The 22697-nt window shown below is 45.4% G+C and carries 25 protein-coding genes; 21 read left to right on the forward strand and 4 right to left on the reverse strand.

Annotation, left to right across the window (positions count from 1 at the left end; all coding sequences use genetic code 11):
• The first annotated feature begins 3 nt into the window (after positions 1–3).
• The 16 genes from L870_RS0113860 (at position 4) to L870_RS18720 (ending at position 14372) form a co-directional block, all read left to right on the forward strand.
• Positions 4–1266, forward strand: coding sequence for a biotin/lipoyl attachment domain-containing protein (locus L870_RS0113860; RefSeq protein WP_028518659.1), 1263 nt, complete (start codon positions 4–6; stop codon positions 1264–1266).
• Positions 1256–1948: a YggS family pyridoxal phosphate-dependent enzyme gene (locus tag L870_RS0113865; RefSeq protein WP_028518660.1), complete on the forward strand. Its 693-nt coding sequence runs from the start codon at positions 1256–1258 to the stop codon at positions 1946–1948. The genes L870_RS0113860 and L870_RS0113865 overlap by 11 nt, the downstream gene beginning before the upstream one ends.
• Positions 1949–2045: 97 nt before the next feature.
• On the forward strand, positions 2046–2516 hold the full coding sequence (locus L870_RS0113870; RefSeq protein WP_028518661.1) for a cell division protein SepF: 471 nt from the start codon (positions 2046–2048) through the stop codon (positions 2514–2516).
• Positions 2516–3274: a YlmH family RNA-binding protein gene (locus L870_RS0113875; protein ID WP_028518662.1), complete on the forward strand. Its 759-nt coding sequence runs from the start codon at positions 2516–2518 to the stop codon at positions 3272–3274. The genes L870_RS0113870 and L870_RS0113875 overlap by 1 nt, the downstream gene beginning before the upstream one ends.
• Positions 3275–3286: 12 nt before the next feature.
• Positions 3287–3847, forward strand: a complete 561-nt coding sequence (locus tag L870_RS17805) for a DivIVA domain-containing protein (protein ID WP_028518663.1) — start codon at positions 3287–3289, stop codon at positions 3845–3847.
• A 61-nt stretch (positions 3848–3908) separates the two neighbouring features.
• Positions 3909–6686: an isoleucine--tRNA ligase gene (ileS, locus tag L870_RS0113885; protein ID WP_028518664.1), complete on the forward strand. Its 2778-nt coding sequence runs from the start codon at positions 3909–3911 to the stop codon at positions 6684–6686.
• A 69-nt stretch (positions 6687–6755) separates the two neighbouring features.
• Positions 6756–7265, forward strand: a complete 510-nt coding sequence (gene lspA / locus L870_RS0113890; protein ID WP_028518665.1) for a signal peptidase II — start codon at positions 6756–6758, stop codon at positions 7263–7265.
• Positions 7258–8172, forward strand: a complete 915-nt coding sequence (locus L870_RS0113895) for an RluA family pseudouridine synthase (protein WP_028518666.1) — start codon at positions 7258–7260, stop codon at positions 8170–8172. The genes lspA and L870_RS0113895 overlap by 8 nt, the downstream gene beginning before the upstream one ends.
• Before the next feature lie 11 nt (positions 8173–8183).
• Complete coding sequence (locus L870_RS0113900) at positions 8184–9005, forward strand: Cof-type HAD-IIB family hydrolase (RefSeq protein ID WP_028518667.1); 822 nt, start codon at positions 8184–8186, stop codon at positions 9003–9005.
• A gap of 4 nt (positions 9006–9009) precedes the next feature.
• Positions 9010–9330, forward strand: coding sequence for a hypothetical protein (locus L870_RS0113905; RefSeq protein WP_028518668.1), 321 nt, complete (start codon positions 9010–9012; stop codon positions 9328–9330).
• Between the two features lie 254 nt (positions 9331–9584).
• Positions 9585–10424: a transketolase gene (locus tag L870_RS0113910; RefSeq protein ID WP_028518669.1), complete on the forward strand. Its 840-nt coding sequence runs from the start codon at positions 9585–9587 to the stop codon at positions 10422–10424.
• 5 nt (positions 10425–10429) lie between these two features.
• Positions 10430–11374, forward strand: coding sequence for a transketolase family protein (locus tag L870_RS0113915; protein WP_028518670.1), 945 nt, complete (start codon positions 10430–10432; stop codon positions 11372–11374).
• A gap of 314 nt (positions 11375–11688) precedes the next feature.
• Positions 11689–12087: a hypothetical protein gene (locus L870_RS0113920; protein WP_028518671.1), complete on the forward strand. Its 399-nt coding sequence runs from the start codon at positions 11689–11691 to the stop codon at positions 12085–12087.
• Between the two features lie 346 nt (positions 12088–12433).
• Entirely contained in the window at positions 12434–12949 is a 516-nt protein-coding gene (gene rplJ, locus L870_RS0113930) for a 50S ribosomal protein L10 (RefSeq protein WP_028518672.1), read from the forward strand.
• A 95-nt stretch (positions 12950–13044) separates the two neighbouring features.
• Entirely contained in the window at positions 13045–13419 is a 375-nt protein-coding gene (rplL, locus tag L870_RS0113935) for a 50S ribosomal protein L7/L12 (protein WP_019679085.1), read from the forward strand.
• A gap of 209 nt (positions 13420–13628) precedes the next feature.
• Complete coding sequence (locus tag L870_RS18720; protein WP_051411579.1) at positions 13629–14372, forward strand: CAP domain-containing protein; 744 nt, start codon at positions 13629–13631, stop codon at positions 14370–14372.
• Between the two features lie 39 nt (positions 14373–14411).
• Here the strand turns inward: L870_RS18720 and grcA3 are convergent, their stop codons facing one another.
• From grcA3 to L870_RS17815, 4 genes are all read right to left on the reverse strand, one after another.
• A complete protein-coding gene (gene grcA3 / locus L870_RS0113945; RefSeq protein ID WP_019679089.1) occupies positions 14412–14651 on the reverse strand; it encodes an autonomous glycyl radical cofactor GrcA3 in 240 nt (79 codons plus the stop codon).
• Positions 14652–14744: 93 nt separating this feature from the next.
• Positions 14745–14960 (reverse strand): hypothetical protein, encoded by a 216-nt coding sequence (locus L870_RS0113950; RefSeq protein WP_028518673.1) that lies wholly within the window; start codon positions 14958–14960, stop codon positions 14745–14747.
• Positions 14957–17065 (reverse strand): formate C-acetyltransferase, encoded by a 2109-nt coding sequence (gene pflB, locus L870_RS0113955; RefSeq protein ID WP_028518674.1) that lies wholly within the window; start codon positions 17063–17065, stop codon positions 14957–14959. Before pflB ends, L870_RS0113950 begins: the two co-directional genes overlap by 4 nt.
• Before the next feature lie 299 nt (positions 17066–17364).
• Complete coding sequence (locus L870_RS17815) at positions 17365–18570, reverse strand: AI-2E family transporter (protein WP_051411580.1); 1206 nt, start codon at positions 18568–18570, stop codon at positions 17365–17367.
• 206 nt (positions 18571–18776) lie between these two features.
• Here L870_RS17815 and L870_RS0113965 point away from each other — a divergent pair, with 206 nt between their 5' ends.
• The 5 genes from L870_RS0113965 to L870_RS0113985 all read left to right on the forward strand — a co-directional run bounded on the left by L870_RS0113965 (position 18777) and on the right by L870_RS0113985 (position 22694).
• Positions 18777–19514: a vWA domain-containing protein gene (locus tag L870_RS0113965; RefSeq protein ID WP_028518675.1), complete on the forward strand. Its 738-nt coding sequence runs from the start codon at positions 18777–18779 to the stop codon at positions 19512–19514.
• A gap of 9 nt (positions 19515–19523) precedes the next feature.
• On the forward strand, positions 19524–20558 hold the full coding sequence (locus L870_RS0113970; RefSeq protein WP_028518676.1) for a PP2C family serine/threonine-protein phosphatase: 1035 nt from the start codon (positions 19524–19526) through the stop codon (positions 20556–20558).
• Between the two features lie 231 nt (positions 20559–20789).
• Positions 20790–21965, forward strand: a complete 1176-nt coding sequence (locus L870_RS17820) for a hypothetical protein (protein WP_037272413.1) — start codon at positions 20790–20792, stop codon at positions 21963–21965.
• A gap of 209 nt (positions 21966–22174) precedes the next feature.
• Positions 22175–22408 carry a hypothetical protein gene (locus tag L870_RS0113980; protein ID WP_028518677.1) on the forward strand — a complete coding sequence of 78 codons (234 nt, stop codon included), beginning with the start codon at positions 22175–22177 and terminating at the stop codon, positions 22406–22408.
• Positions 22386–22694, forward strand: coding sequence for an RNA polymerase sigma factor (locus tag L870_RS0113985; protein ID WP_242836517.1), 309 nt, complete (start codon positions 22386–22388; stop codon positions 22692–22694). Before L870_RS0113980 ends, L870_RS0113985 begins: the two co-directional genes overlap by 23 nt.
• The last annotated feature ends 3 nt before the right edge of the window (positions 22695–22697 follow it).

Below are 22697 nucleotides of genomic sequence, written 5' to 3' on the forward strand. Positions count from 1 at the left end.
TGAATGCGATTTGCCAGATCGGAAGGCAGCTTTATGGTCAAGCTCCTGAGGAACGTTGTCCTTGTGCTGCTTCTGATAATCTTTATCAGCATAGTCTATAATTTTCGCAACAGAGAGAGCAATACCGTCTCGGCTCTGACGGCTTCCGCAGTATCCTCAAAGGAATACAAGGGAGTATTCATCAGGGATGAGGAGATAATCCTCTACAGCGGCGAAGGCGTTCTCAGTTATAATGTGTCTGACGGCGGAAGAGTCGGCAACGGCACTGTCATTGCCGAGGCTTATCCATCGGACGAGCAGCTGAGCATAAAGCACGAAAAGGCTAAGCTGGAAAAAGAGCTCGCTATCCTTCAGAAGATACAGAACCCCGGTACTCTCGAATCGGCACAGCCTGCAAATCTTTCAGAAAGTATCGACGAGAATTACCGAAGGCTCATCTATTCCAGGGATATGGGCGATTATGAGACCCTTGACGAGGTAAGTGAAGAGCTTCTTGTAAAGCTAAGTACCTATCAGATAATAACCGAAGAGGTACAGGGCTTCAGCCAGAAGATATCAGATATACAGTCGGAAATTGCAAAGCTTGATGCAAAAATGGTGGTTTCGCAGGAAACTATATCCGCAAAGCGCTCTGCTTATTTTGCAAGTTATATCGACGGCTATGAGGACAAGCTCACGACAAAGAACCTTGACAGCCTTACGGTCTCTATGCTGGACGAGATAACCGACAGAAAATCCACAGCTCCAAACGTTGTCGGAAAGCTTATCGACGGCTACGGCTGGTACCTTGCGCTGGTTGCCGATAACTCCAAAAAGGAGTACGCTATCGGCGATGAAGTAAAGCTGAGATTTGATTCTTCTGCGGAAGCTTATCCTGCTCAGATCACGGATATCCGTGATGAAAGCAAAAATAAAAGTATAATCATAATATCGTGTGATAAGTTCAATTACGAGCTGGTACAGCACAGAGCTGAGATCGTGGAGCTTATCAAGGGTGAGTACACAGGGCTTAAAGTTCCGCGAGAGGCTATACGTTTTGCCGACGTAAAGACAACGTATACCGACCAGGACGGAAATGAGGCCGAAAAGACGCTTACCAGCAAGGGTGTATATATCCGCAAGGGTGAACAGATACTATTTAAAAAGATAAAGGTAGTCTATGAGGGAAGCGATTACGTTCTCTCTGAGGTAACTGACGATCCTGAGTATCTTGCGCTTTACGATGATATTATGATCGAGGAGGTCGAGAAAGAGAATGAAAAGTAACGATCTCGCTTATATCGACGAGAATTTGCACATAATAAGAGAGAGATGCGCAGAGGCTAAGGCGAAATACCGAAGCCCTGAGGACAATGTCCGCATCATGGCTGTAACAAAAACTGTTGCTCCCGAAGCTATTAACCATGCCATAGAGCTTGGTATTGATCTTCTCGGTGAAAACAGAGTACAGGAGTATCTCTCGAAGGCTGACTTCTATGACAAGTCGGCTGAGGTGCAGATCATTGGTCATTTACAGACAAACAAGGTTAAATATATCATAAATTCGGTAAGTATGATACAGTCCGTTGACAGCATTAAACTCGGACAGGAGATAAGCCGCCTCGCCGTTAAGAACGGCAGGACGATGGATATCCTGTGTGAGGTAAATATCGGCGGTGAGGACTCCAAGAGCGGAGTAGCACCGAGTGAGCTGAATGAGCTGATCGAAGGACTTAAAGAGCTTGACGGCATCAGGATAAGGGGGCTTATGACTATCCCGCCGCCGGGCGAAAGCGATATCTTCCTCGGACGTATGAAGGAGCTTTACGACAGCGTAAAGACTCAGTACCCCGATATGGATACGCTCTCTATGGGTATGACTCATGATTACGCCGAAGCCATTAAGTACGGCTCAACTCTCGTGCGCATAGGTACGGGACTTTTCGGCGCAAGAGACTATTCCAAGTAACTTCCAGCGGAACGCTGAATATCAACACGGGATGCTCCGCATTGATCCTGTGAAGAGAAATATATAAAAACAAAGAATGCGGAGAAGGAGTATTAAGATGAAACTTTTTGACGGTATTAAAGATTTTTTCTTTGCTGCAGATGATGATGATTTTGAAGCTGATGTACCAGTACGTCATGAGCGTGAGAGAGGCGGTTTCCAGCCTTCCGATCAGGACGATGCTCCTGTGAATGAGACAAGTGCTCCGGGCACAGGCAGAAGAAACAAGGTCGTAAATATCCAGACTACTGCACAGCTTCAGGTAGTTCTCGTAAAGCCTTCTGCTTTCACAGACGCTAAGCAGATCGCAGATCACCTTATCGCAAAGAAGACAGTAGTTCTTAATCTTGAAACAGCTTCTCCTGAGAATAAGAGAAGAATCATTGACTTCCTTGTTGGTGTTGCTTATGCAAACGGCGGAAGCCTCAAGCCTGTTGCTAACCTGACATATATCATTACTCCATATAATGTCGGATTTATCGGCGAGGATCTTGTTGGCGAGCTGGAGAACAACGGCGTATTCATCTGATGAACGATCAGTCGGATAAGCTATTTGTTGCAAGGCTGGGGGATATGGTCTCGCTCTGTGAAAGAGACGGGACGGCTCAGTTCTCATCATTTCTCGACGAGCGTCAGTGCACTGAGGCTGAGATGTGGTGCAGAAAGAACACTGGTGGGCTAAGGTATATGCTATGGGGCGGATATGAGAATGCCAGAAGAAAGATACTTGCGATATACCCCGATTACTGCGAGGAGTATATCAGAGATGATTTCCCTATGAAATGCCTCACCTTCAGCTATCGTAATGAGGACAAGCTCACGCACAGAGACTTCCTCGGCTCTTTTATGGCTCAGCAGCTCAAACGCGAAGCCATCGGCGATATCGCCGCAGAGGAGGGAACTGCGCAGACCTTTGTTACTGAGGTGGCGGCAAAGCTTATCATGTCTGCGGTCTCAAAGATCGGCAGGGTCGGAGTTAAAATATCCGATGACAAGCCATTTGAGCTGGAAAATGCTCAGAAATTTCAGGATATCAGCGGAACTGTCGCATCGCTGCGCCTTGACTGCGTAGTAGGGGCTGCGGCAAATGTCAGCCGTGAAAAGGCTGCTGCTCTTATCCGTTCGGACAAGGTGGAGGTAAACCACTTTCCCGTTTCTTCGGTCTCACACGAAGTGAGAGAGGGAGATATCCTCTCGGTGAGAGGCTGCGGAAGGTACATTCTTTCGGGTATTAACGGCTCGACCAAAAAGGGCCGCATACACATAAATCTGAGAAAGTATATTTAGAGGTGAATTGAAATGATAACTTCAAAGGACGTTAGAAATAAGAGATTTGAAAAAGCTGCTTTTGGTTATAAGCAGGAGGAAATAGACGAATTTCTCACACAGCTCGAGGCTGAGCTTGATGAAATGGAGCGCGAGCGCGCTGAGGCTAACAGCAAGATACAGGTGCTTGCTGACAAGGTAAGAGAATATATGAGAGACGAGGACGCTCTCAAGGACGCACTTCTTGGTGCTCAGAAGCAGGGTCATCAGGTACTCAACGAAGCTAACGAAAAGGCTGAGCAGATACTTGCTGAGGCTAAGGAAAAGGCTGCTGCTCTCGAGGACGAGGCTGTACGTCAGCACGCAGAGGCTATGGAGAAGAACCGCGCTGAGATCGCTAAGGAGAAGGAAGCTCTCATCGAAGCTCAGCAGCAGGTAGCTGACTTCAAGAAGAGCCTCTTTGATATGTATAAGAGCCACCTTGAGCTCATCTCTTCTATGCCCGAAACATTCGATGATGCTGAGGCAGAAGAGGAAGAGCCTCAGACAGCTGAGGAGATCGCTGCTGCTGTAGCTGCTGAGACAGAAGAATAATTATATCAAAAAAGATTGAAAGGAGGATCTCTCAGAGCTTTTAAATGAGAGATCAGATAGTATGGCACAGGATTATAACAGTACCCTTAATTTACCGCAGACAGAATTCCCCATGCGTGGAAATCTGCCAAAGAGAGAACCCGAAACTCTCCAAAAATGGGAAGATGAAAGGCTCTATTACAAGATGATAGAGAAGAACAAGGGCAAGACCTCTTACATTCTCCATGACGGACCTCCCTATGCAAACGGCGAGATCCATCTCGGTCACGCTCTTAACAAGTCTCTCAAGGATTTCATCGTAAAGTATAAGAATATGAACGGATTCTGTGCTCCTTATGTTCCGGGCTGGGATACCCACGGTCTTCCTATCGAGCTGAAGGCTATGAAGGCTATCGGCGTTGAAAACGGTGCTATCCCTGCGGTAGACCTCAGAAAGCACTGCCGCGAATACGCTATGACTCAGGTCGCTAACCAGATGAAGGGCTTCAAGAGACTGGGTTCACTTGGCGACTATGACTACCCATACCTTACACTTCGTCCCGAGTACGAGGCAAAGCAGGTAGAGGTATTTGGCTCAATGGTAAAGAAGGGCTATATGTATAAGGGCTTAAAGCCTGTATACTGGTGCCCTGACTGTAATACAGCTCTCGCTGAAGCTGAGATAGAGTATTCAAACGACCCATGCTATTCTATCTATGTCAAGTTCAACGTAACTGATGATAAGGGTATCTTCAAGGGACTGGGACTTGACCTTTCAAAGATATATTTCGTTATCTGGACAACTACTACATGGACCATTCCGGGCAACCTTGCTATATGCCTCGGTCCTGAGTATAACTATACACTCGTTCACGTAGGCGATGAGTACTACGTAATGGCTGAGGAGCTTGTAAAGACAACTATGGAAACTGCCGGTATCACAGAGTATACCACAGAGCATATCTTCACAGGTGCCGAGCTTGAGGGAATGAAAACAAAGCACCCTCTCTACGACCGTCTTTCACCTATCATCGTAGGTGATCACGTTACTCTTGAAAGCGGTACAGGCTGCGTACATACAGCTCCGGGCTACGGTGTTGAGGACTTTGAGGTGTGCAAGAAGTACGACGATATCGGTATCATCGTATGCGTTGACTCAAAGGGTAAGCAGACTGCCGAAGCAGGCGAATTCGAGGGCATGGACACAGATCAGGCTAACAAGGCTATTGCTGCAAAGCTCACAGAGCTGGGCGCAATGCTGGCTACACAGAAGATCGTCCACCAGTATCCACACTGCTGGAGATGTAACAGCCCTATCATATACAGAGCTACAGAGCAGTGGTTCTGCTCAGTAAATGGCTTCAAGGACGAGGCTATCAAGGCTATCGAGTCTGTTCAGTGGATCCCTGAGTGGGGCGAGGACAGAATCAAGGGCATGGTACGCGACAGAAGCGACTGGTGTATCTCCCGTCAGAGAACATGGGGCGTTCCGATACCTGTTGTTTACTGTAAGGACTGCGGCAAGCCTATATGCAATGACGAGACTATCAATGCTATCTCTGAACTCTTCCGCAAGGAAGGCAGCGATGCTTGGTGGACTAAGGATACAAGTGAGTTTATCCCTGCAAGCGTAAAGTGCGAGTGCGGCTGCGGTGAATTCACTAAGGAATACGATATCATGGACGTATGGTTCGACAGCGGTGTATCTCATACCTCTGTTATGGAAGGAAAGGACTTCCCGAGCCTTACATGGCCTGCTGACCTCTATCTCGAAGGTGCAGATCAGTACAGAGGCTGGTTCCAGTCATCACTCCTTACATCTGTTGTATACAAGGGACAGTCTCCTTACAAGGCTGTTTGCACTCACGGCTGGGTCGTTGACGGCGAAGGCAAGGCAATGCACAAGTCACTGGGCAATGGTATCGACCCAAGCGAGATAACAGACCAGTACGGTGCTGATATCCTCAGACTCTGGGCAGCTTCTTCAGATTATCACAGCGATATCCGTATATCCAAGCCTATCCTCGGTCAGCTCTCCGACGCTTATAAGAAAATAAGAAATACTGCTCGTTTCATTCTGGGCAACCTGGGTAACGGTGCAGGCTTTGATCCTGATAAGGACAGCGTGTCCGACGATCAGCTCACAGAGCTCGATAAATGGGCACTTATGAAGCTCGATAATCTTATCGACACTATGAAGAAGGGCTATGATGCATTCGATTTCCATATCGCACTTCACGCTCTTCACAACTTCTGTGTAATAGATATGTCTAACTTCTACCTCGATATCATCAAGGACAGACTTTACTGTGAGAAGGAAGATTCCGTTCTCAGAAGAGCAGCTCAGACTGCTATGTATCGCATAATCAGTGCGATGACAAGACTGGCTGCACCTATCATTTCATTCACAGCCGAGGAGATATGGCAGTTCATGCCTCATTCGGCAGCAGACGACAAGGAAAGCGTATTCCTCAATCAGATGCCTGAAAAGAGCGGCATCGAGTTTACAGCTGAGTTTACAGAGAAATGGGATTTCATCTACAATACCCGTCTTGCAGTAAACAAGGTCCTTGAGGACGCACGTAACGAAAAGACTATCGGTAAGTCACTTGAAGCTAAGATCATAATCAAGAGCAGCGATGCTGACTATGACAGATATGCTTCACTGGCTGACCAGCTCAAGGATATCCTCATCGTATCAGGCGTTGAGGTAGAAAAGAGCGGTGCTGAGACTGCATTCGAGGTAGCTAAGGCAGAGGGCGAGAAGTGTGAACGCTGCTGGTGCTTCAGCAAGTACGTAGGCACAAATCATAACCACCCGACACTGTGCGAGAGATGCGCAGTGGCTGTAGAAGCTTAACTAATTTGTACTATATTGCCTGTCGGCTGAAAAAGTCGGCAGGCAGTCTTATTGAAAGGATAAAATACCGTGGCTATACTTCTTGTACTGATGATAGCAGCTCTTGTGGGAGCTGACCAGCTTGTGAAATACTGGGCTATACATGAGCTCAAACCTGTACACACCAAGGAATTCATACACTTCGGCGACTTTAAGATACTGGATCTTACCTATCTTGAGAATGACGGTGCTATTTTCGGAAGTATGTCGGGACAGAGATGGTTCCTCGTAGGCTTTACGAGTCTTGTGGTGATCGGCGGTATTATCCTGCTTTTTAAGGTGTATAAACGTTCAAGGCTTCTGAATATTGCACTTGCACTGTTCATAGCAGGCGGTATTGGAAACCTTATAGACCGTTTCCGCTTCTCCTATGTTGTGGATATGTTCGAGGTGAAGCTTTTCCACTTTGCTATATTCAATGTGGCTGATATCTGCGTAACTGTGGCTTTTGTGATGCTTCTCATCTACGGTATCTTCATTGATCCCAAGATAGAAAAGGCTAAGAAAGCTGAGATAGAAAAGGCGGCTGAAAATGAATGAGCAGGTAGTCCTTACAGCTTCTGCTGAGGACGCAGGAAGTCGTATCGACAAGTGTATTTCGGATAATATTGCTGAGCTTACACGTTCGGCAGTACAGGGACTTATCGAAAAGGGCATGGTCACATCGGGCGGCAAAGCCGTAAGCAAGAACATGAAGCTCAAAGGCGGCGAGGAGATAGTCGTTGAGATACCCGAGCCCGAGCCTATGGACGCTGTACCTGAGGATATACCGCTGGATATTGTCTATGAGGACGATGACCTGCTGGTGGTGAACAAGCCAAAGGGCATGGTGGTGCACCCTGCTCACGGAAATTACACGGGAACTCTCGTGAATGCGCTGCTTCACCACTGCGGAGACAGCCTTTCGGGCATAAACGGCGTGATACGTCCCGGTATCGTACATCGTATCGACAAGAACACAAGCGGACTGCTCATCGTTGCTAAGAATGATGCTTCTCACTTAAAGCTTGCGGAACAGATAAAGGTCCACAGCTTTACAAGAGAATATGAGGCGGTAGCCTGCGGATACTTCAAGGAGACTGAAGGCACTGTTGATGCTCCTATCGGGCGGCATAAGACCGACAGGAAGAAGATGTGCGTCACTACTGAAAATTCGCGCAATGCCGTTACTCATTACAGTGTGATAAAGCAGTACGGCGGCTATGCTCACGTAAGGCTAAGACTTGAAACGGGCAGGACTCACCAGATAAGAGTCCACCTCAGCTATATAGGACACCCTGTACTGGGCGATGATGTCTACGGAAAGCCCTACAAGGGACTGGAAGGACAGTGCCTTCATGCACGTAAAATAGGCTTTATCCACCCGTCAACAGGTGAGTATATGGAGTTTCAGAGCGAACTGCCCGAATACTTCACTGCTGTCCTGAGAAAGCTTGAGAAAATGTAGGAGTGATACCTTTGTTTGAAGATATATCGAAAGTCGTACTGCTCAGCGATATGGACGGTACTCTGCTCAACTCGCAGAAGGAGATAACCGCTGCTGACAGAGCTGCCATAGAGCATTTCACGCAGTTGGGCGGACGCTTTACTGTGGCTACGGGACGTACCATACAGTCTTTTACGCAGTTCCGCAGCACACTCGGACTTAAATATCCTATCATAATGTATAACGGAGCGGCTATCTATGATTATATCAGCGAAGAAACGCTCTATACCAAGCCTCTGACCACTGCGGCTAAGGATTATACCCGTAAGCTCCTCGAGCTTATGCCGCAGGCAGGAGGAGAGGTGCTGAAAACCGACGGCACTTACGTTTTCAGCAACACAGATTATCAGCAGCTTCACACGAAGCTGTGCAATATCGTGCCCAATTATGCTGAGCTTGATGAAATATCCGACGGAGGCTGGCTGAAGGTGCTTTTCTCACTTGCTCCCGAAGATGTTGACTATATGCAGATACTCACGGGCAAGCTTGAATTTGCCGATGTTGATTTTGTGAAGTCATCGGATATATTCCTTGAAATGCTCCCCGGCGGTGTAAGCAAGGGCTCGGCACTTAAAGAATACAGAAAGCTCAGGGGAATGGAGGGCTGTACCTTCGTTTCCATCGGTGACTTCGACAACGATATAGAGATGATAGTCGAAGCCGATGTGGGAGCTTGTCCTGCAAATGCACAGGACAGTGTAAAAGAAAAGGCAGACCTTATCCTGAAACGCACAAATGACAACGGTGCGGTAGCTGAGCTTATAGAATACATAATCGAAAGGTGCAGCAAGTAGAACAATGAAAAAGAAGGCGGCAATAACGACATACATAATAATGATACTATTCATGGTCGGACTTCTGGCCATGCTGGTATACGGCACGCTCTACGGAAGAAGCTCGTCATCAACGGCTGATTTCACTATGAGCGATGCGGCAACTCTGGGACTGGCTATATGGGCGATACCTATGTGGATATCATCGCTTATGCTTATGAAGGCACTAAGGCTCAGAGGGACTTTACACGAGAAGCAGAACAAGATGCTCATTGCATTTCCTGCCATAGCTTGTTCGGGATTTCTCATATTCTATCTTATCGTACTGGTAATGATGATTTTCTGATGAATATAAACCGCAAGAAAAGTCTTGCAATGAGACAATTTTTGCGGTATAATAAATACATAGCTTTTATTGCAGGGGCGGGCGGCTGTCTGAATAATTAATAATTATTGCTATTGCTTTTTGTACCTGCGACAATATTATGAGCCATTGAAAAGTTAGGTACATGAGCAGTATTAGGGGGCGACCGAGTCACCCGCCTTCTGCTGTCAAACAAATTACGGCTTATGCCGTTAAATAAAATCATGGAGGTCAATATGGACGCAAATATCAAAAAAGAATTGCAGAAAACAGCCTGCAAGGTTAGAATGGGCGTTATTGAAGGCACATATAACGCTAAATCAGGTCATCCGGGCGGCTCGCTCTCTATAAGCGATACCCTGACTTACCTCTACTTCAACAAGATGAACAACGACCCCAAAAATCCTGACGCTCCCGACAGAGACCGTCTTGTACTCTCAAAGGGTCATACAGCTCCTGCACTTTATTCCGTACTTGCACAGAAGGGCTATTTTTCTGTAGAAGAGCTCAAGTCTCTTCGTCACATCGGTGCGCTCTTACAGGGACATCCATGTATCCATATCCCCGGCGTTGATATGTCAAGCGGTTCACTTGGACAGGGAATCTCCGCAGCCTGCGGTATGGCACTTGCAGGCAAGATCGACGGCAAGTCATACAAGGTATACACTATCCTCGGCGACGGCGAGATCGAAGAGGGTCAGGTATGGGAAGCAGCTATGTTTGCAGCTCACAAGAAGCTCACAAACCTCGTTGCTATCGTAGACAACAACGGACTCCAGATCGACGGTCCTATAACCGAGGTATGCTCACCTGAGCCTATCACAGATAAATTCGCAGCTTTCGGCTGGCACGTTATCACTATGGACGCTCACGACTTTGATGATATCGACAGAGCTTTCACAGAGGCTGAGTCAGTTAAGGACAAGCCTGTTGCTATCATTCAGAAGTCCGTAAAGGGCAAGGGTGTTTCATTCATGGAAAATCAGGTAGGCTGGCACGGTACAGCTCCTAACAAGGAACAGTACGATCAGGCAATGTCAGAGCTGAATGCGCAGTTAAAGGAATTGGAGGACTAATTATCATGGCAGATGTAATCAAAAAGGCTACCAGAGAAAGCTACGGCGAGGCTCTCAAGGAGTATGCCGAGGAATATAAGGATTTAGTAGTTCTCGATGCAGACCTTGCTGCTGCAACAAAGACAGGTATATTCAAGAAGGCTTATCCCGATCGTTTCTTCGACTGCGGTATTGCAGAGGCTAACATGATGGGCGTTGCAGCAGGTCTTGCAGCCTGCGGTAAGATACCTTTCGCAAGTACATTCGCAATGTTCGCAGCAGGAAGAGCTTTTGAAATAGTAAGAAACTCTATCGGCTACCCACACCTCAACGTAAAGATCGGCGCTACACACGCAGGTATCTCTGTTGGTGAGGACGGTGCTACACATCAGTGCAACGAGGATATCGCTCTTATGAGAACTATCCCTGGCATGACTATCATCAATCCATGTGATGATGTTGAGGCTAAGGCTGCCGTAAAGGCTGCTCTGGACTTCAACGGTCCTGTATATATGCGTTTCGGCAGACTTGCAGTACCTGTGATCAATGACGCAGCAACTTACAAGTTCGAGCTTGGCAAGGGCGTTGTTATGAAGGACGGTAAGGACGTTACTATAGTTGCTACAGGTCTTATGGTAAATGAGGCTGTAGAAGCTGCAAAGACTCTCGAGGCTGAGGGTATCTCTGCAAGAGTAGTTAATATCCACACCATCAAGCCTCTTGACAAGGATCTTATCTGCAAGTGCGCTAAGGAAACAGGTCTTATCGTAACTGCTGAGGAGCACAGCATCATCGGCGGTCTTGGTTCAGCAGTAGCTGAGACAGTAACAAATTGCTGTCCTGTTCCTGTTGTTAAGATAGGCGTAAACGACGAGTTCGGACACTCGGGTCCTGCTGTTGATCTTCTCAAGGAGTTCGGCCTCTCAGCAGAGAACATCGTTAAGACAGTAAAGGCTGCTCTTAAAAAGTAATATAATTATATTGCTATAGAAAAGGCGCACGATGTGCGCCTTTTTAAGTTGTTTTTGAATAAATAATGATGCGCTTTTTTATGAATACTTGACGATTGATGTTAAATGTTATAAAATATAAATAGTGTTTTTTATGTAGGTGAAAGCTTTTGGCTTCATTGAGAATAATCATATCTGATAACAAACGATTTTTCACAGGATTTTCTACGTATTTTGTTTATTACCCAAGTTTTTTATTTAATGGGAATATTCGGGTACAATAATAAATGCAATAAATCAAAGAAACTAAACGATATCGAAAGGAAATTATTTCAATGAAAAAGAGAATCATCGGTGCAGCACTTGCACTCGCAATGGTAGTTCCAACATCTGTAAGAGCAGTAAACATAAACAATACATTCAACACAACAATAGCTATCACAGCTGAAGCAGCAGAGGTTCACGTAGCAGATGCTGCACTTGTTAAGACAGGATATGACAAGCTCATCGGTATCAATTGGCTTAGATGGAAATATGTTGGTACAGGTACAGTATTCAAGGCAGACAATAAAATTTACAGCGGAAAGAAAGTTGTTGTATATCGCGCAGATGTAAAGCCTATAAGACCAATATTTTTTAAGAATGCTGTTATCAAAAATATTTATGTTATCTTTGTTGATGGTAAGATCTATATAAGATTTAACGTAAAGAGCGCAGGTTTTATAAAGAAGTAAGATAAATTTTTGCATAGAAATTCGTATTTGAATTTTTAATAATTTGACCAGAATAGTAGGACAATTCCTTATAAATAAAATATTAATGAAAAAGAGCGCCTATGATGCTCTTTTTCTTTTGATTTTTTCGGAAAAATGCTTGACAAGCATAAAATAATATGGTATAATAATCAAGCTGTGAAAAACAGTATCGTATTCTAAAGACAGCTGGCAGAGCGAAAGCTCAGTAAGTCCCGCCGAGGAATAGCAATTGATAGAATTATCATTGTCCATTCTGCGCTGTCGGAATGGGCTTTTTTATTGCTCTCTGAATACGATGAATTTCATTCGGAGGTGAATACAAACTATGCCAAGCAATGCTGTACTCGAAGCAAAGAAGGCTAAGGTCGAGAAGCTCACCGAGGTCATCAAGAATTCCGTATCAGGCGTTCTTGTTGACTACAAGGGTATCACTGTTGAAGAGGATACTAAGCTCAGAAAAGAGCTCCGTGAGGCTGGCGTTAACTACTTTGTAGAAAAGAACACAATGCTTCTCCGTGCTTTCAAGGAATGCGGTATCGAGGGATTTGAAGAAGCTCTCAACGGTACAACTGCTCTTGCCGTTTCTAACGACGACCAGACAGCTCCTGCAAGAATCCTTGGTAAGTTCGCTGAGAAGGCCGGCGATGAGAAGTTCAATCTCAAGGCTGGCTACGTTGAAGGTGAGGTCTATGATCAGGCTGGAGTTGTTGCTCTTTCCAAGATCCCTTCAAAGGACACTCTTCTCGCACAGCTCGTTGGCTCTCTGCAGGGTCCCCTTCAGAAGCTGGCAGCTACACTCAACGCTGTTGCAGAAAAGAAGAAGGAAGAAGAGGCTGCATAATCGCAGTAACATTCTTCATCACACATTTGCGGAGATATGCTCCGCAGCTTAAATCAGCCCAATAAGGGCAAATATAATTAAAGGAGATTATTATCATGGCTTCTGAGAAGATCACAAAATTTGTTGAAGATATCAAGACTCTTTCAGTTCTCGAGCTTTCTGAGCTTGTAGACGCAATCCAGGAAGAATTCGGCGTAACAGCTGCTATCGCTGCTGCTCCAGCTGCTGGCGGTGCTGCAGGCGGCGCTGCTGCTGCAAAGACAGAGTTCGACGTAATCCTTGCTTCATTTGGTGACGCTAAGATGGCTGTTATCAAGGTTGCTAAGGAAGTTCTCGGTCTTGGCCTTAAGGAGGCTAAGGAAGTAGTTGAGGCTGCTCCTAAGGCTATCAAGGAAGGCGTTTCTGAGGCTGAGGCTAACGAGCTCAAGGCTAAGTTTGAAGAGGCTGGCGCTACAATCGAGATCAAGTAATTTCGATTTACATTCAGACATCAGGGCTGTACCGATTGGTACAGCCTTTTGTTTATTGTGATGCTTTAGGAACTTCCAAGTTATGCACAATGTATATTTTAGACGTGATTTGTTGACTTGCGGAGTGAAATATGCTATAATAACTGTGGGATATGTTTTTGCTTTCGTTTTGATAACGTTCGGCTATGTGTTTATATGGAGGTATCATTATGAAAAAAACAGCTGCGATTCTGACTTCATTATTAATTGCAGGTCTATCCTGTATTCCGACGGTTGCTTCTTCCGCTTCGTCTGAATTTATCGTATCACCTGTATCTGACGAAAATGTTTCTTCCTCGGATATGAGCACTTATGTTGCCGAGGTTTTGAAGCTTGTAAATAAAGAGCGTACAAGCAGGGGACTGCCTGCTTACAGGGTTCTGCCTGAGCTTATCAGAGCAGCGGATATACGCGCTAAGGAAACTGTGAAGCTCTGGGATCATACTCGTCCTGATGGCAGAAACGGTCTTTCTATAATTGATGATCTTGGCCTTGACTGGAATTATATTGGCGAGAATATCGCTCAGGGTCAGACGAGCCCTGAATCGGTTATGAACGGCTGGATGAATTCCAACGACCACAGAGCGAGTATATTGAGCACTAATTTCCAGTACATAGGCGTTGGAGTTGCTTATTCGGGGGGCAGATATTACTGGACTCAGGTATTCCTCGGCAGTTCGGCTAATTTTCCTGTGGCTTATTATCCCGAGCATTTCGGCGATACAAACAATGACGGAAAAATAGATTCTATTGATGCATCGCTTGTGCTGAAGGAGTATGCTGCTACATCTGTCGGCAAGTCCTATACTCTGAGTTCGAGCGAGAGAGCACGTTCTATGGTAAATGGCGATAATATCATTGACTCGGTAGATGCATCTGTAATCCTGCGTATCTACGCCAAAAACTCGACATAATAAAAAGGCTGTACCGCTTAGGTACAGCCTTTTGTAATATTAAAGTGAAGAGTGGAAAGTTCGGGAGATAACATCGTCCTGCTGCTCTTTTGTGAGCTTTACAAAGTTAACTGCGTATCCCGAAACTCTTACGGTGAGCTGTGGGTACTTCTCAGGGTGAGCCTGAGCGTCAAGGAGAGTTTCACGTGTGAAAACGTTTACGTTGAGGTGATGTCCGCCCTTTTCAACGTAGCCGTCAAGAAGCTCTATAAGGTTGTCTACCTGTTTCTGGTTATCCATTTTTCGTTCCTCCTTGTTATGTGTAGGGGCTGATGCTTGCATCAGCCCGAATGGGGATTATTGCGGAACGCCGAGGGCGGCGTTCCCTACATTTTATAGTTCGTCATCGTCGGGTTCAAGTTCGGTGGGCTGACAGCAGGCACCCTTTGTGCCGCATATATCAGTACTCTTTACGGTATTGACTTTCAGTTCCGAGCCGTTTTCCGAGACTATATTCACGTGACCGCTGCCCTGTTCCATAAGCTTGTCAATAAGGTCTGCAAGTTCGGACGGATCATCGGTCTTGCCGAGCATATCGGGAGTTATCATTTTTCTTCTCCTCTGAGCTTGTCAAGGTCGAGGTCTCCTGCGAATACCTCCATGTCCTTGCCGAGAGCGTTAGGAACTATGGAGAAGGTATTGGAGATACCGTCCTGTGCGTGTCTGAACGGCAGCTTTGCAACAGATGACAGTGAAGCTACAGCACCGTGGGTGTCTCTGCCGTGCATTGGGTTAGCACCCGGAGCAAGCGGTACTCCCTGTTTTCTGCCGTCAGGAGTATTACCAGTCTTTTTGCCGTATACAACGTTTGATGTGATAGTGAGGATAGACATTGTAGGAACGCCGTCACGGTAGGTGTGGTGTTTTCTTACGCAGTCCATAAATCTGCGGACAACTTCAACAGCAAGCTTGTCCACACGGTCATCGTTGTTGCCGTATTTCGGGAAATCTCCCTCGATCTCGTAGTCAACTACGACATTCTTTGCTACGCTTGTGACGTTGCCTGCCTTGTCCTTTATTTCGATATCCTTGCGGACAGGCTTTACCTTTGCGTATTTAATAGCCGACAGTGAGTCCGCAACGACTGAAAGTCCTGCGATGCCTGTAGCAAAATAGCGCTTTACGTCTCTGTCATGGAGAGCCATTTGCAGTCTCTCATAGCTGTACTTGTCGTGCATATAGTGGATAACATTGAGGGTGTTGACGTAAAGTCCTGCAAGCCACTCCATCATATCCATGTACTTTTCCCATACATCGTCAAAGTTGAGGTACTCGGTATCAACAGGTCTGAACTTTGGACCTACCTGAAGTCCGAGACGCTCGTCCACACCGCCGTTTATAGCGTAGAGCAGGCACTTTGCAAGGTTTGCTCTTGCACCGAAGAACTGCATTTCCTTGCCTACTACCATTGATGATACGCAGCAGGCGATAGCGTAGTCGTCGCCGTGTATTACACGCATCATGTCGTCATTCTCGTACTGTATAGATGAAGTCTTGATAGACATTTTAGCGCAGTATTCCTTGAACTTTCTCGGGAGCTTTGTTGACCAGAGTATGGTCATGTTGGGCTCGGGAGCTGTTCCGAGGTTTTCGAGAGTATGGAGGTAACGGAAGCTGTTCTTTGTTACCATGTGGTTACCGTCAACGCTTACGCCGCCGATAGACTCTGTTATCCATGTGGGGTCGCCCGAGAAGAGCTCGTTGTATTCGGGAGTACGTGCAAACTTGACGATACGGAGCTTCATGATGAAATGGTCGATAAGCTCCTGTGCCTGTTCCTCGGTGAGTATACCGCGGTCAAGGTCACGCTGAATGAATATATCAAGGAATGTGGAAGTTCTTCCCAGTGACATAGCGGCACCGTTCTGCTCCTTGACAGCAGCAAGATAGCCGAAATACAGCCACTGAACGGCTTCCTTTGCGGTAGCCGCAGGCTTTGAGATGTCAAAGCCGTATATCTTTCCAAGTTCCTTGAGATCCTGCAATGCACGGACCTGCTCTGCAAGCTCCTCACGGAGACGGATATTCTTTGAAGTCATTCTCACAAGTGAAGTGTCTATCTGGTGCTTCTTGTCCTCAATAAGGAGGTCGATGCCGTAGAGAGCCACACGGCGGTAATCGCCGATGATACGTCCTCTGCCGTAAGCATCAGGAAGTCCTGTGAGTATAGCAGAGTGACGGGCAAGTCTCATTTCGGGAGTATATGCGTCAAATACGCCCTGATTATGTGTCTTTCTGTACTTGGTAAAAATCTCAACTACCTCGGGATCGACTTCGTAGCCGTACTCCTTGCAAGCCTGCTGAGCCATACGGATACCGCCGAAGGGCTGTAATGCACGCTTGAAAGGCTTGTCCGTCTGGAGACCTACTATCTGCTCCAGATCCTTGTTGAGATAACCGGCTTTATGTGATGTAATTGTCGAAACGATCTTGGTGTCCATATCCAGAACACCTCCGGCTTCTCTTTCCTGTCGGGAAAGATCCATGACCTGCTCCCAGAGTTTTTTGGTAGCCTCTGTAGGTGGTGCGAGGAAGCTCTCGTCGCCATCGTAAGGAGTGTAGTTCTTCTTGATGAAGTCTCTAACGTTTACGGAAGTGGTGCTCCAGCGGCCTTCTTTGAAGCCGTCCCATTCCTTTGGCCATGTATTGATCATAACACATTACTCCTTTAAACATAAATATTATCCTTAGATATATTATCACATTGATTAATTTTTGTCAAACTCTCTATTAACCGAGATTAACAATAAAAAGGCATTTTTGGTTTTATCAGATTACAAACCCTTTTCTTCAAAGTGAAAACCGCCTTTGACTTCATCGGATTATTGAAGTGTTTCGGCGGTCAGTGAAATGCGGATATCAAAATGTTGTGAACTTGTTAGGGCAATTTGTGCATTAGATAGATTTTGCGAGTAGTGATTGAAAATTGCGGTTTTGAAAAAATGTGAACTGCTTATTTAGCCTTTGTCATCTTTTTCTTATTTTTTGTCTCCTTCTTTTTCTGTTTTTTTACGGGCTTTTCAGCGAAGGGGGCTATACCTCGTTCGGCTTCTTCACTTTCAAGCTTTTCAAATGTGAGCTTATACAGTGTACCTGCCAGCGGTACTCCAAGCACCATTCCGAGGATACCGAAAAGTCCTCCGCCGATAGTAACTGCGGCAAGAGTCCAGATACTTGGTAGACCGACTGTGCCTCCCACTACCTTGGGGTAGATGATATTCCCCTCAAACTGTTGTAAAATGAGCAGGAAAATGATGAATATAAGCGCCTGCATAGGATTTTCCGTAAGGATAATGAAAGCGCTTACTCCTGCGCCTATGAATGCACCAACTATAGGGATAAATGCGGTAACTCCAACAAGCGTTCCCGACATAGCGGCGTATGGGAGCTTTAACAGCTTCATGCCGATGAAGCAGAGCGTTCCGAGTATTATCGCTTCTATGAACTGTCCTACAAAGAAACTCTGGAAGGTTTCGTTTGCTGTATGCATGAAGTGCGATGACTTGTTATTGAAGCTTTCGCTGAACCATAAGCGCCTTAAACGGTTGATGTCGTGTATGAGCTTATCCTTGCGCAGAAGCATATATATGGCAAAGATTATGCCGAGGACAAGATTTGTGACCGCAGAGGCAACTCCGCCTATTATTCCCCATGCAGAGGTCAATATGCCTGCAACTCCGGATGTAAGGATTTTTGACAGCTTTCCTGCTATACTTGCCCAGTCAAATTCAAGGTTTTCTATTTTTTCCTGTATTTCAGGGTATTCGTTAAGCTTTCCGATGACGTAATCCTTTGATTTTGAGAACGCAGGCGGTATCTCGTCGTATAGTACGCCGAACGCCTTGATTATCTCGGGTACAATGATATACGTTATAAGTATTATTGCCGCAACTGCTATTGTGAATGAAAGCACAAGGCAGGTGGGACGGCGTGTTTTTTTTATGAAAGACGAAGTAGTTTTTGGAAAATAATACTTTTCAAAGAAATTCATTATGATGTTGAAGATATAAGCTATAAAAAAGCCTATCATCAACGGCTTCAGCGCACTTAAAAGTATGGATACAAGTTTGGTGAAAACGTAAAAATTCTGAACGATAACACATACCATTATCGCAAGAACAGCAATAAAAATATAGCGTCTTATTTCCTGTTTGTTCATATCAGGCTTTAATTAAGCCAAATCCCTCCAATCTGATCTCTATACCCTTATTATACATTATATGCAGGCATATGTCACGGGGATAAATGTTAAATTTATGTGAACATTTGCGGTACTTGACCGCAGGCGGATTTCATGATATAATATAAGATATAAACGAGCAACTGTTAATTATTTTATATTATATATTGGACGGAGGTAATATTATGCCTGGTTTAGACGATTACGCACCTGCTGTCAGAAAGGTCATGACACTTTTCTATGTCATCGACACTTCGGGAAGTATGCAGGGCAGCAAAATTGGACAGGTAGAGTCTGCTCTTGAAGAGGTAATGCAGACTTTACAGGAGATCAGCGATGAAAGCGATGACGCTGAGATAAAAATTGCAGTTCTGGAGTTTTCTACAGGAGCTTCATGGGTGACTCCCGAGCCTGTATCGCCTGAGGGATATCGTTTCAAGACATTTGAAGCCTGCGGCGTTACAGATCTTGGTGCTGCCTGCAAGGAGCTTGATAAAAAGCTTTCAAGAAATGAATTTTTACAGACTGCCGCAGGCGCATATCCGCCTGTAATACTTCTTTTCAGTGACGGCGGTCCTACTGATAACTGGGAGAGCGGACTTGACGCACTCAAGAAGAACAACTGGTACAAGCGTTCCATAAAGATAGCATTTGCTATCGGCGACGATGCAGACAGGGACGTTCTTGCACGTTTTTCGGGAAGCTCTGAGACAGTTCTCGATGTAAAGAACAAGGATCAGCTCAGACTTATGATAGAAAAGGCAAGCGTTATCACAAGCGTTTTTGCAAGTCATTCAAGTACTGTTGACAGCGATACAGACCCTGTTGAGATATCAAAGAAGCTGGCTGAGGACGTTCAGACTCAGACCAATGATGCTCTCAGCGACGCTAATACTGCCGACTGGGACGAATCCGACTGGTAAGGAGAGGTTATGGAGAGATTATCTTCCTTTGCTCAGACAAGTATCGGTGCTTCACACCTTAGCCATGAGCTTATATGTCAGGACAGCTCTCTCTGCGGCGACTTTGAGAAATATTCATTTGCAGCAGCTGCTGACGGTCACGGAAGCCTCTGCTATCTGCGTACAGACAGGGGGTCGCGGTTTGCTGTTGAGTGCGCTGCGGAATGTGTAAAGGAGTTTCTGGAAGGGCTTGAAGATGCTGATGAGATACTGAAGGATGAGCGTCAGCGCGAGCAGCTTTTTAATCAGCTCTGGCGCAGTATCATTGCACGCTGGCATGACAGTACGGAAAAGGATTACCTTGAAAATCCTTTTACCGAGGAGGAGCTTGACCGTATACCCGAAAACTTTGCAGGCTATCGTGCAAGGTACGAAGCAGGGGAATACATAGGCGCTTACGGTACTACTCTTGTGTTTGCGGCAGTTACCGAGAATTACGCTTTCGGTGCGCAGATAGGCGACGGAAAGTGCGTGATAATCGACGGCGACAGCAATGTTTATGCTCCTATCCCCGAGGATCCGCGCTGTTATGATAACGTTACGACTTCCATGTGTCAGGACGACGCTGCACTTTCGGCAAGATTTTTCTATCTTCCGAAGGGGCTTATGCCTGCGGCTGTATTTCTCTGCACGGACGGAGTTGAAAATTCATACTGGAACGAGGAACAGCTTTTCGGCTTCTTCCGCGGACTTGCTCTTACTCTGGTGGAGAACGGCATGGAAGAGGGAGTGCGTCAGCTTAGTGAATTCCTGCCTGCTATGACACGCAAGGGCAGCGGTGACGATGTTAGCTGTTCGGGTATAATCAATATGAGGAGACTTTGTGCCTGCTCGGACGGTATACGCGAGGACCTTGCAGCGGCAGTTCCTGTTGTTGATGAGAGTATAAACGATGAGGATATCGTTTATGTTGACGAGTCTCAGCCCCAGGTGGTAACAGATGCGGCGGCTGATAATGCAGAAGCTGCTGAAGAACCGACAGATGAGTCTGCAAATGAGCAGTAATAATTGATAAGTATGGGCGGATAATATCCGCCCTTTTTTATTTGGCTGAGCCAATAGAGTTGAAAAGGTGACAAATGTCACTATCTTAGTGACAATCATCATCTTGTTATATTTAAATAATAATGGTAATATAAATACAGATTATTGGTTCGGTTTATTTTTGGGGTGGTAAAAACGTTCAGCGCGCGGAATGTTTTAAGATTTCTTATATTTTTTTAGGAGTTTTTTTATATGAGAGTATTTATGAAAAAAGCAGCGTGTTTACTTTCTTCCGCAGTCCTTTTATGCGGAGCAACAGCTATTTCCGCAAGTGCAGCACCTACTACATATAATCCAAATGCCACAAGCAGATCCTCATCAACAACTACAGCATATAATCCAAGTGCAAGCAGCAGACCTTCAACTACGACAGAGACAGGACGTTCTTCGGGACGCGTTGGAAGGTATAAGTTTTTCCTTGACTGCGGCAGTTTTGATATTGCAAACGGCGAGTCTAAAACTGTGACAGTTAAAAAGTCATCAGGCTATACAGTACCCAATAATTCTACTATATCCTATCAGTGGTACCGTGATGACACAGAGATAATCGGTGCAACAGATGTCTCCTATATAATAAAAACAAAAGGAACATATTATTGCAAGGTAAAGGTAACGACGGCTTATACCATAAGACAAAGAGGCGTACGTGAACGCACAGTCTATTCCACCGATGAATTTGATACAGATATAATCACAGCATCTCCTGCACTTAAAATAATAGCACAGCCGACTGATATCTGCTATATTAATGAAAAAACAGGTACAGCAACAGTGTCTGTTTATGCTTATGGCGGTCACGGTTCATATACCTATGAGTGGACATACTATGGAAGCAAAATATCGGAAACCAGCAATGTTTTCGGTGCTACTAAGACGGGTTTTTATGTTTGCACAGTGACCGACGCCAACGGAAATACAGTAACAAGCAAGCCGATAGAAGTAGAATATCCAGATGTAAAGATTGAGGATTATACGAAGAGCATACTATTTAATTCCGCCTATGGAAAAAAACAGACGAAAAAAATAACCGTAAAAGCTTCAGGCGGTTCAGGTCATTATACTTATTTTTTAGAGAAGAAGAATAGCAAAGGCGGCTGGAATGAGATAGCTTATTCTTATGAACCTGAGTTTGAGTTGAAGTATGAGGATATAAATGATAACTACGAATACACATGGCATCAGCCCTATTATAGGGACGGTAAGTGGCATTATAGAGGTACTTCGAGTAATACCAATTATTACCGTGTGCATATACGCAGCACAGGAGAATGGGGCGTAGCGGCTGGCTGTGCTGATACGGGTGAGATCACAGTTATACGTGAAAACGGAGAAGAAGATAGCTTTACTTCGGATTTTTATTATGATTAATTAAACGTGAAAAGGAACTGCAATTGCAGTTCCTTTTTTGTCGCATAATGTCGAAACGAAAAAAATTTGAAAAAGCCCTTGACAAATCGGAACAGATGTTCTATAATATGATTACAAGGAATAGAACATTAGTTCGCAAGCTATCTTATCAAGGGTGCAGCAATATGCTGCTCGTGCGCTCTTTTATTTATTATTAGGGGGCGAATACTATGACTAAGCTTATCAACGATTACACCAAGAGCTGTTTTATGGTGAAACAGCGTATCTCCGAGCTTACCGAAATGCGAAATACTCTCATCGAAAGCGGTGACGAACTGAAAGTCAGGGAGCTTGACCTTGACCGCCGCATACATCTGCTCTATATCGAGCACGGAGAGATGCAGGAGGTGATCTCTCATCTTACCGCGTATAAGAGGAGGCGTGAAGGCTTTGTCGAAACGTAACTCTTATACCGATACTTTCACGGGCGAGGCTGATAAGGGGATCAGAATGATACTGGGCTGTGATAACGATGAGGAGGGAAATGCACAGAGACTGCGGCGAGTACTGTTAAAAGTTATTAATAATGAGCTTACCCCGAGACAAAAAGAGATAATTATGCTATACTATTTTAAGGACACTGATATCGTTTCTATCAGCAAAAGGCTTGGAGTGTCGCCGCAGGCTGTTTCCGCGGTGATGTCCCGTGCCAGAATGAGAATGTTCAGGATACTGCAATACTACATCTGAGGA

This window comes from Ruminococcus flavefaciens ATCC 19208, from assembly GCF_000518765.1.
In the GTDB taxonomy this organism is placed as follows: Bacteria; Bacillota; Clostridia; order Oscillospirales; family Ruminococcaceae; genus Ruminococcus; species Ruminococcus flavefaciens.

Coding starts and splice junctions, on each gene's coding strand:
- L870_RS0113860 (WP_028518659.1), top strand. CDS start 4: ATGCGATTTGCCAGATCGGAAGGCAGCTTTATGGTCAAGCTCCTGAGG.
- L870_RS0113865 (WP_028518660.1), top strand. CDS start 1,256: ATGAAAAGTAACGATCTCGCTTATATCGACGAGAATTTGCACATAATA.
- L870_RS0113870 (WP_028518661.1), top strand. CDS start 2,046: ATGAAACTTTTTGACGGTATTAAAGATTTTTTCTTTGCTGCAGATGAT.
- L870_RS0113875 (WP_028518662.1), top strand. CDS start 2,516: ATGAACGATCAGTCGGATAAGCTATTTGTTGCAAGGCTGGGGGATATG.
- L870_RS17805 (WP_028518663.1), top strand. CDS start 3,287: ATGATAACTTCAAAGGACGTTAGAAATAAGAGATTTGAAAAAGCTGCT.
- ileS (WP_028518664.1), top strand. CDS start 3,909: ATGGCACAGGATTATAACAGTACCCTTAATTTACCGCAGACAGAATTC.
- L870_RS0113895 (WP_028518666.1), top strand. CDS start 7,258: ATGAATGAGCAGGTAGTCCTTACAGCTTCTGCTGAGGACGCAGGAAGT.
- L870_RS0113905 (WP_028518668.1), top strand. CDS start 9,010: ATGAAAAAGAAGGCGGCAATAACGACATACATAATAATGATACTATTC.
- L870_RS0113910 (WP_028518669.1), top strand. CDS start 9,585: ATGGACGCAAATATCAAAAAAGAATTGCAGAAAACAGCCTGCAAGGTT.
- L870_RS0113915 (WP_028518670.1), top strand. CDS start 10,430: ATGGCAGATGTAATCAAAAAGGCTACCAGAGAAAGCTACGGCGAGGCT.
- L870_RS0113920 (WP_028518671.1), top strand. CDS start 11,689: ATGAAAAAGAGAATCATCGGTGCAGCACTTGCACTCGCAATGGTAGTT.
- rplJ (WP_028518672.1), top strand. CDS start 12,434: ATGCCAAGCAATGCTGTACTCGAAGCAAAGAAGGCTAAGGTCGAGAAG.
- rplL (WP_019679085.1), top strand. CDS start 13,045: ATGGCTTCTGAGAAGATCACAAAATTTGTTGAAGATATCAAGACTCTT.
- L870_RS18720 (WP_051411579.1), top strand. CDS start 13,629: ATGAAAAAAACAGCTGCGATTCTGACTTCATTATTAATTGCAGGTCTA.
- grcA3 (WP_019679089.1), bottom strand. CDS start 14,651: ATGGATAACCAGAAACAGGTAGACAACCTTATAGAGCTTCTTGACGGC.
- L870_RS0113950 (WP_028518673.1), bottom strand. CDS start 14,960: ATGATAACTCCCGATATGCTCGGCAAGACCGATGATCCGTCCGAACTT.
- pflB (WP_028518674.1), bottom strand. CDS start 17,065: ATGATCAATACATGGCCAAAGGAATGGGACGGCTTCAAAGAAGGCCGC.
- L870_RS17815 (WP_051411580.1), bottom strand. CDS start 18,570: ATGAACAAACAGGAAATAAGACGCTATATTTTTATTGCTGTTCTTGCG.
- L870_RS0113965 (WP_028518675.1), top strand. CDS start 18,777: ATGCCTGGTTTAGACGATTACGCACCTGCTGTCAGAAAGGTCATGACA.
- L870_RS0113970 (WP_028518676.1), top strand. CDS start 19,524: ATGGAGAGATTATCTTCCTTTGCTCAGACAAGTATCGGTGCTTCACAC.
- L870_RS17820 (WP_037272413.1), top strand. CDS start 20,790: ATGAGAGTATTTATGAAAAAAGCAGCGTGTTTACTTTCTTCCGCAGTC.
- L870_RS0113980 (WP_028518677.1), top strand. CDS start 22,175: ATGACTAAGCTTATCAACGATTACACCAAGAGCTGTTTTATGGTGAAA.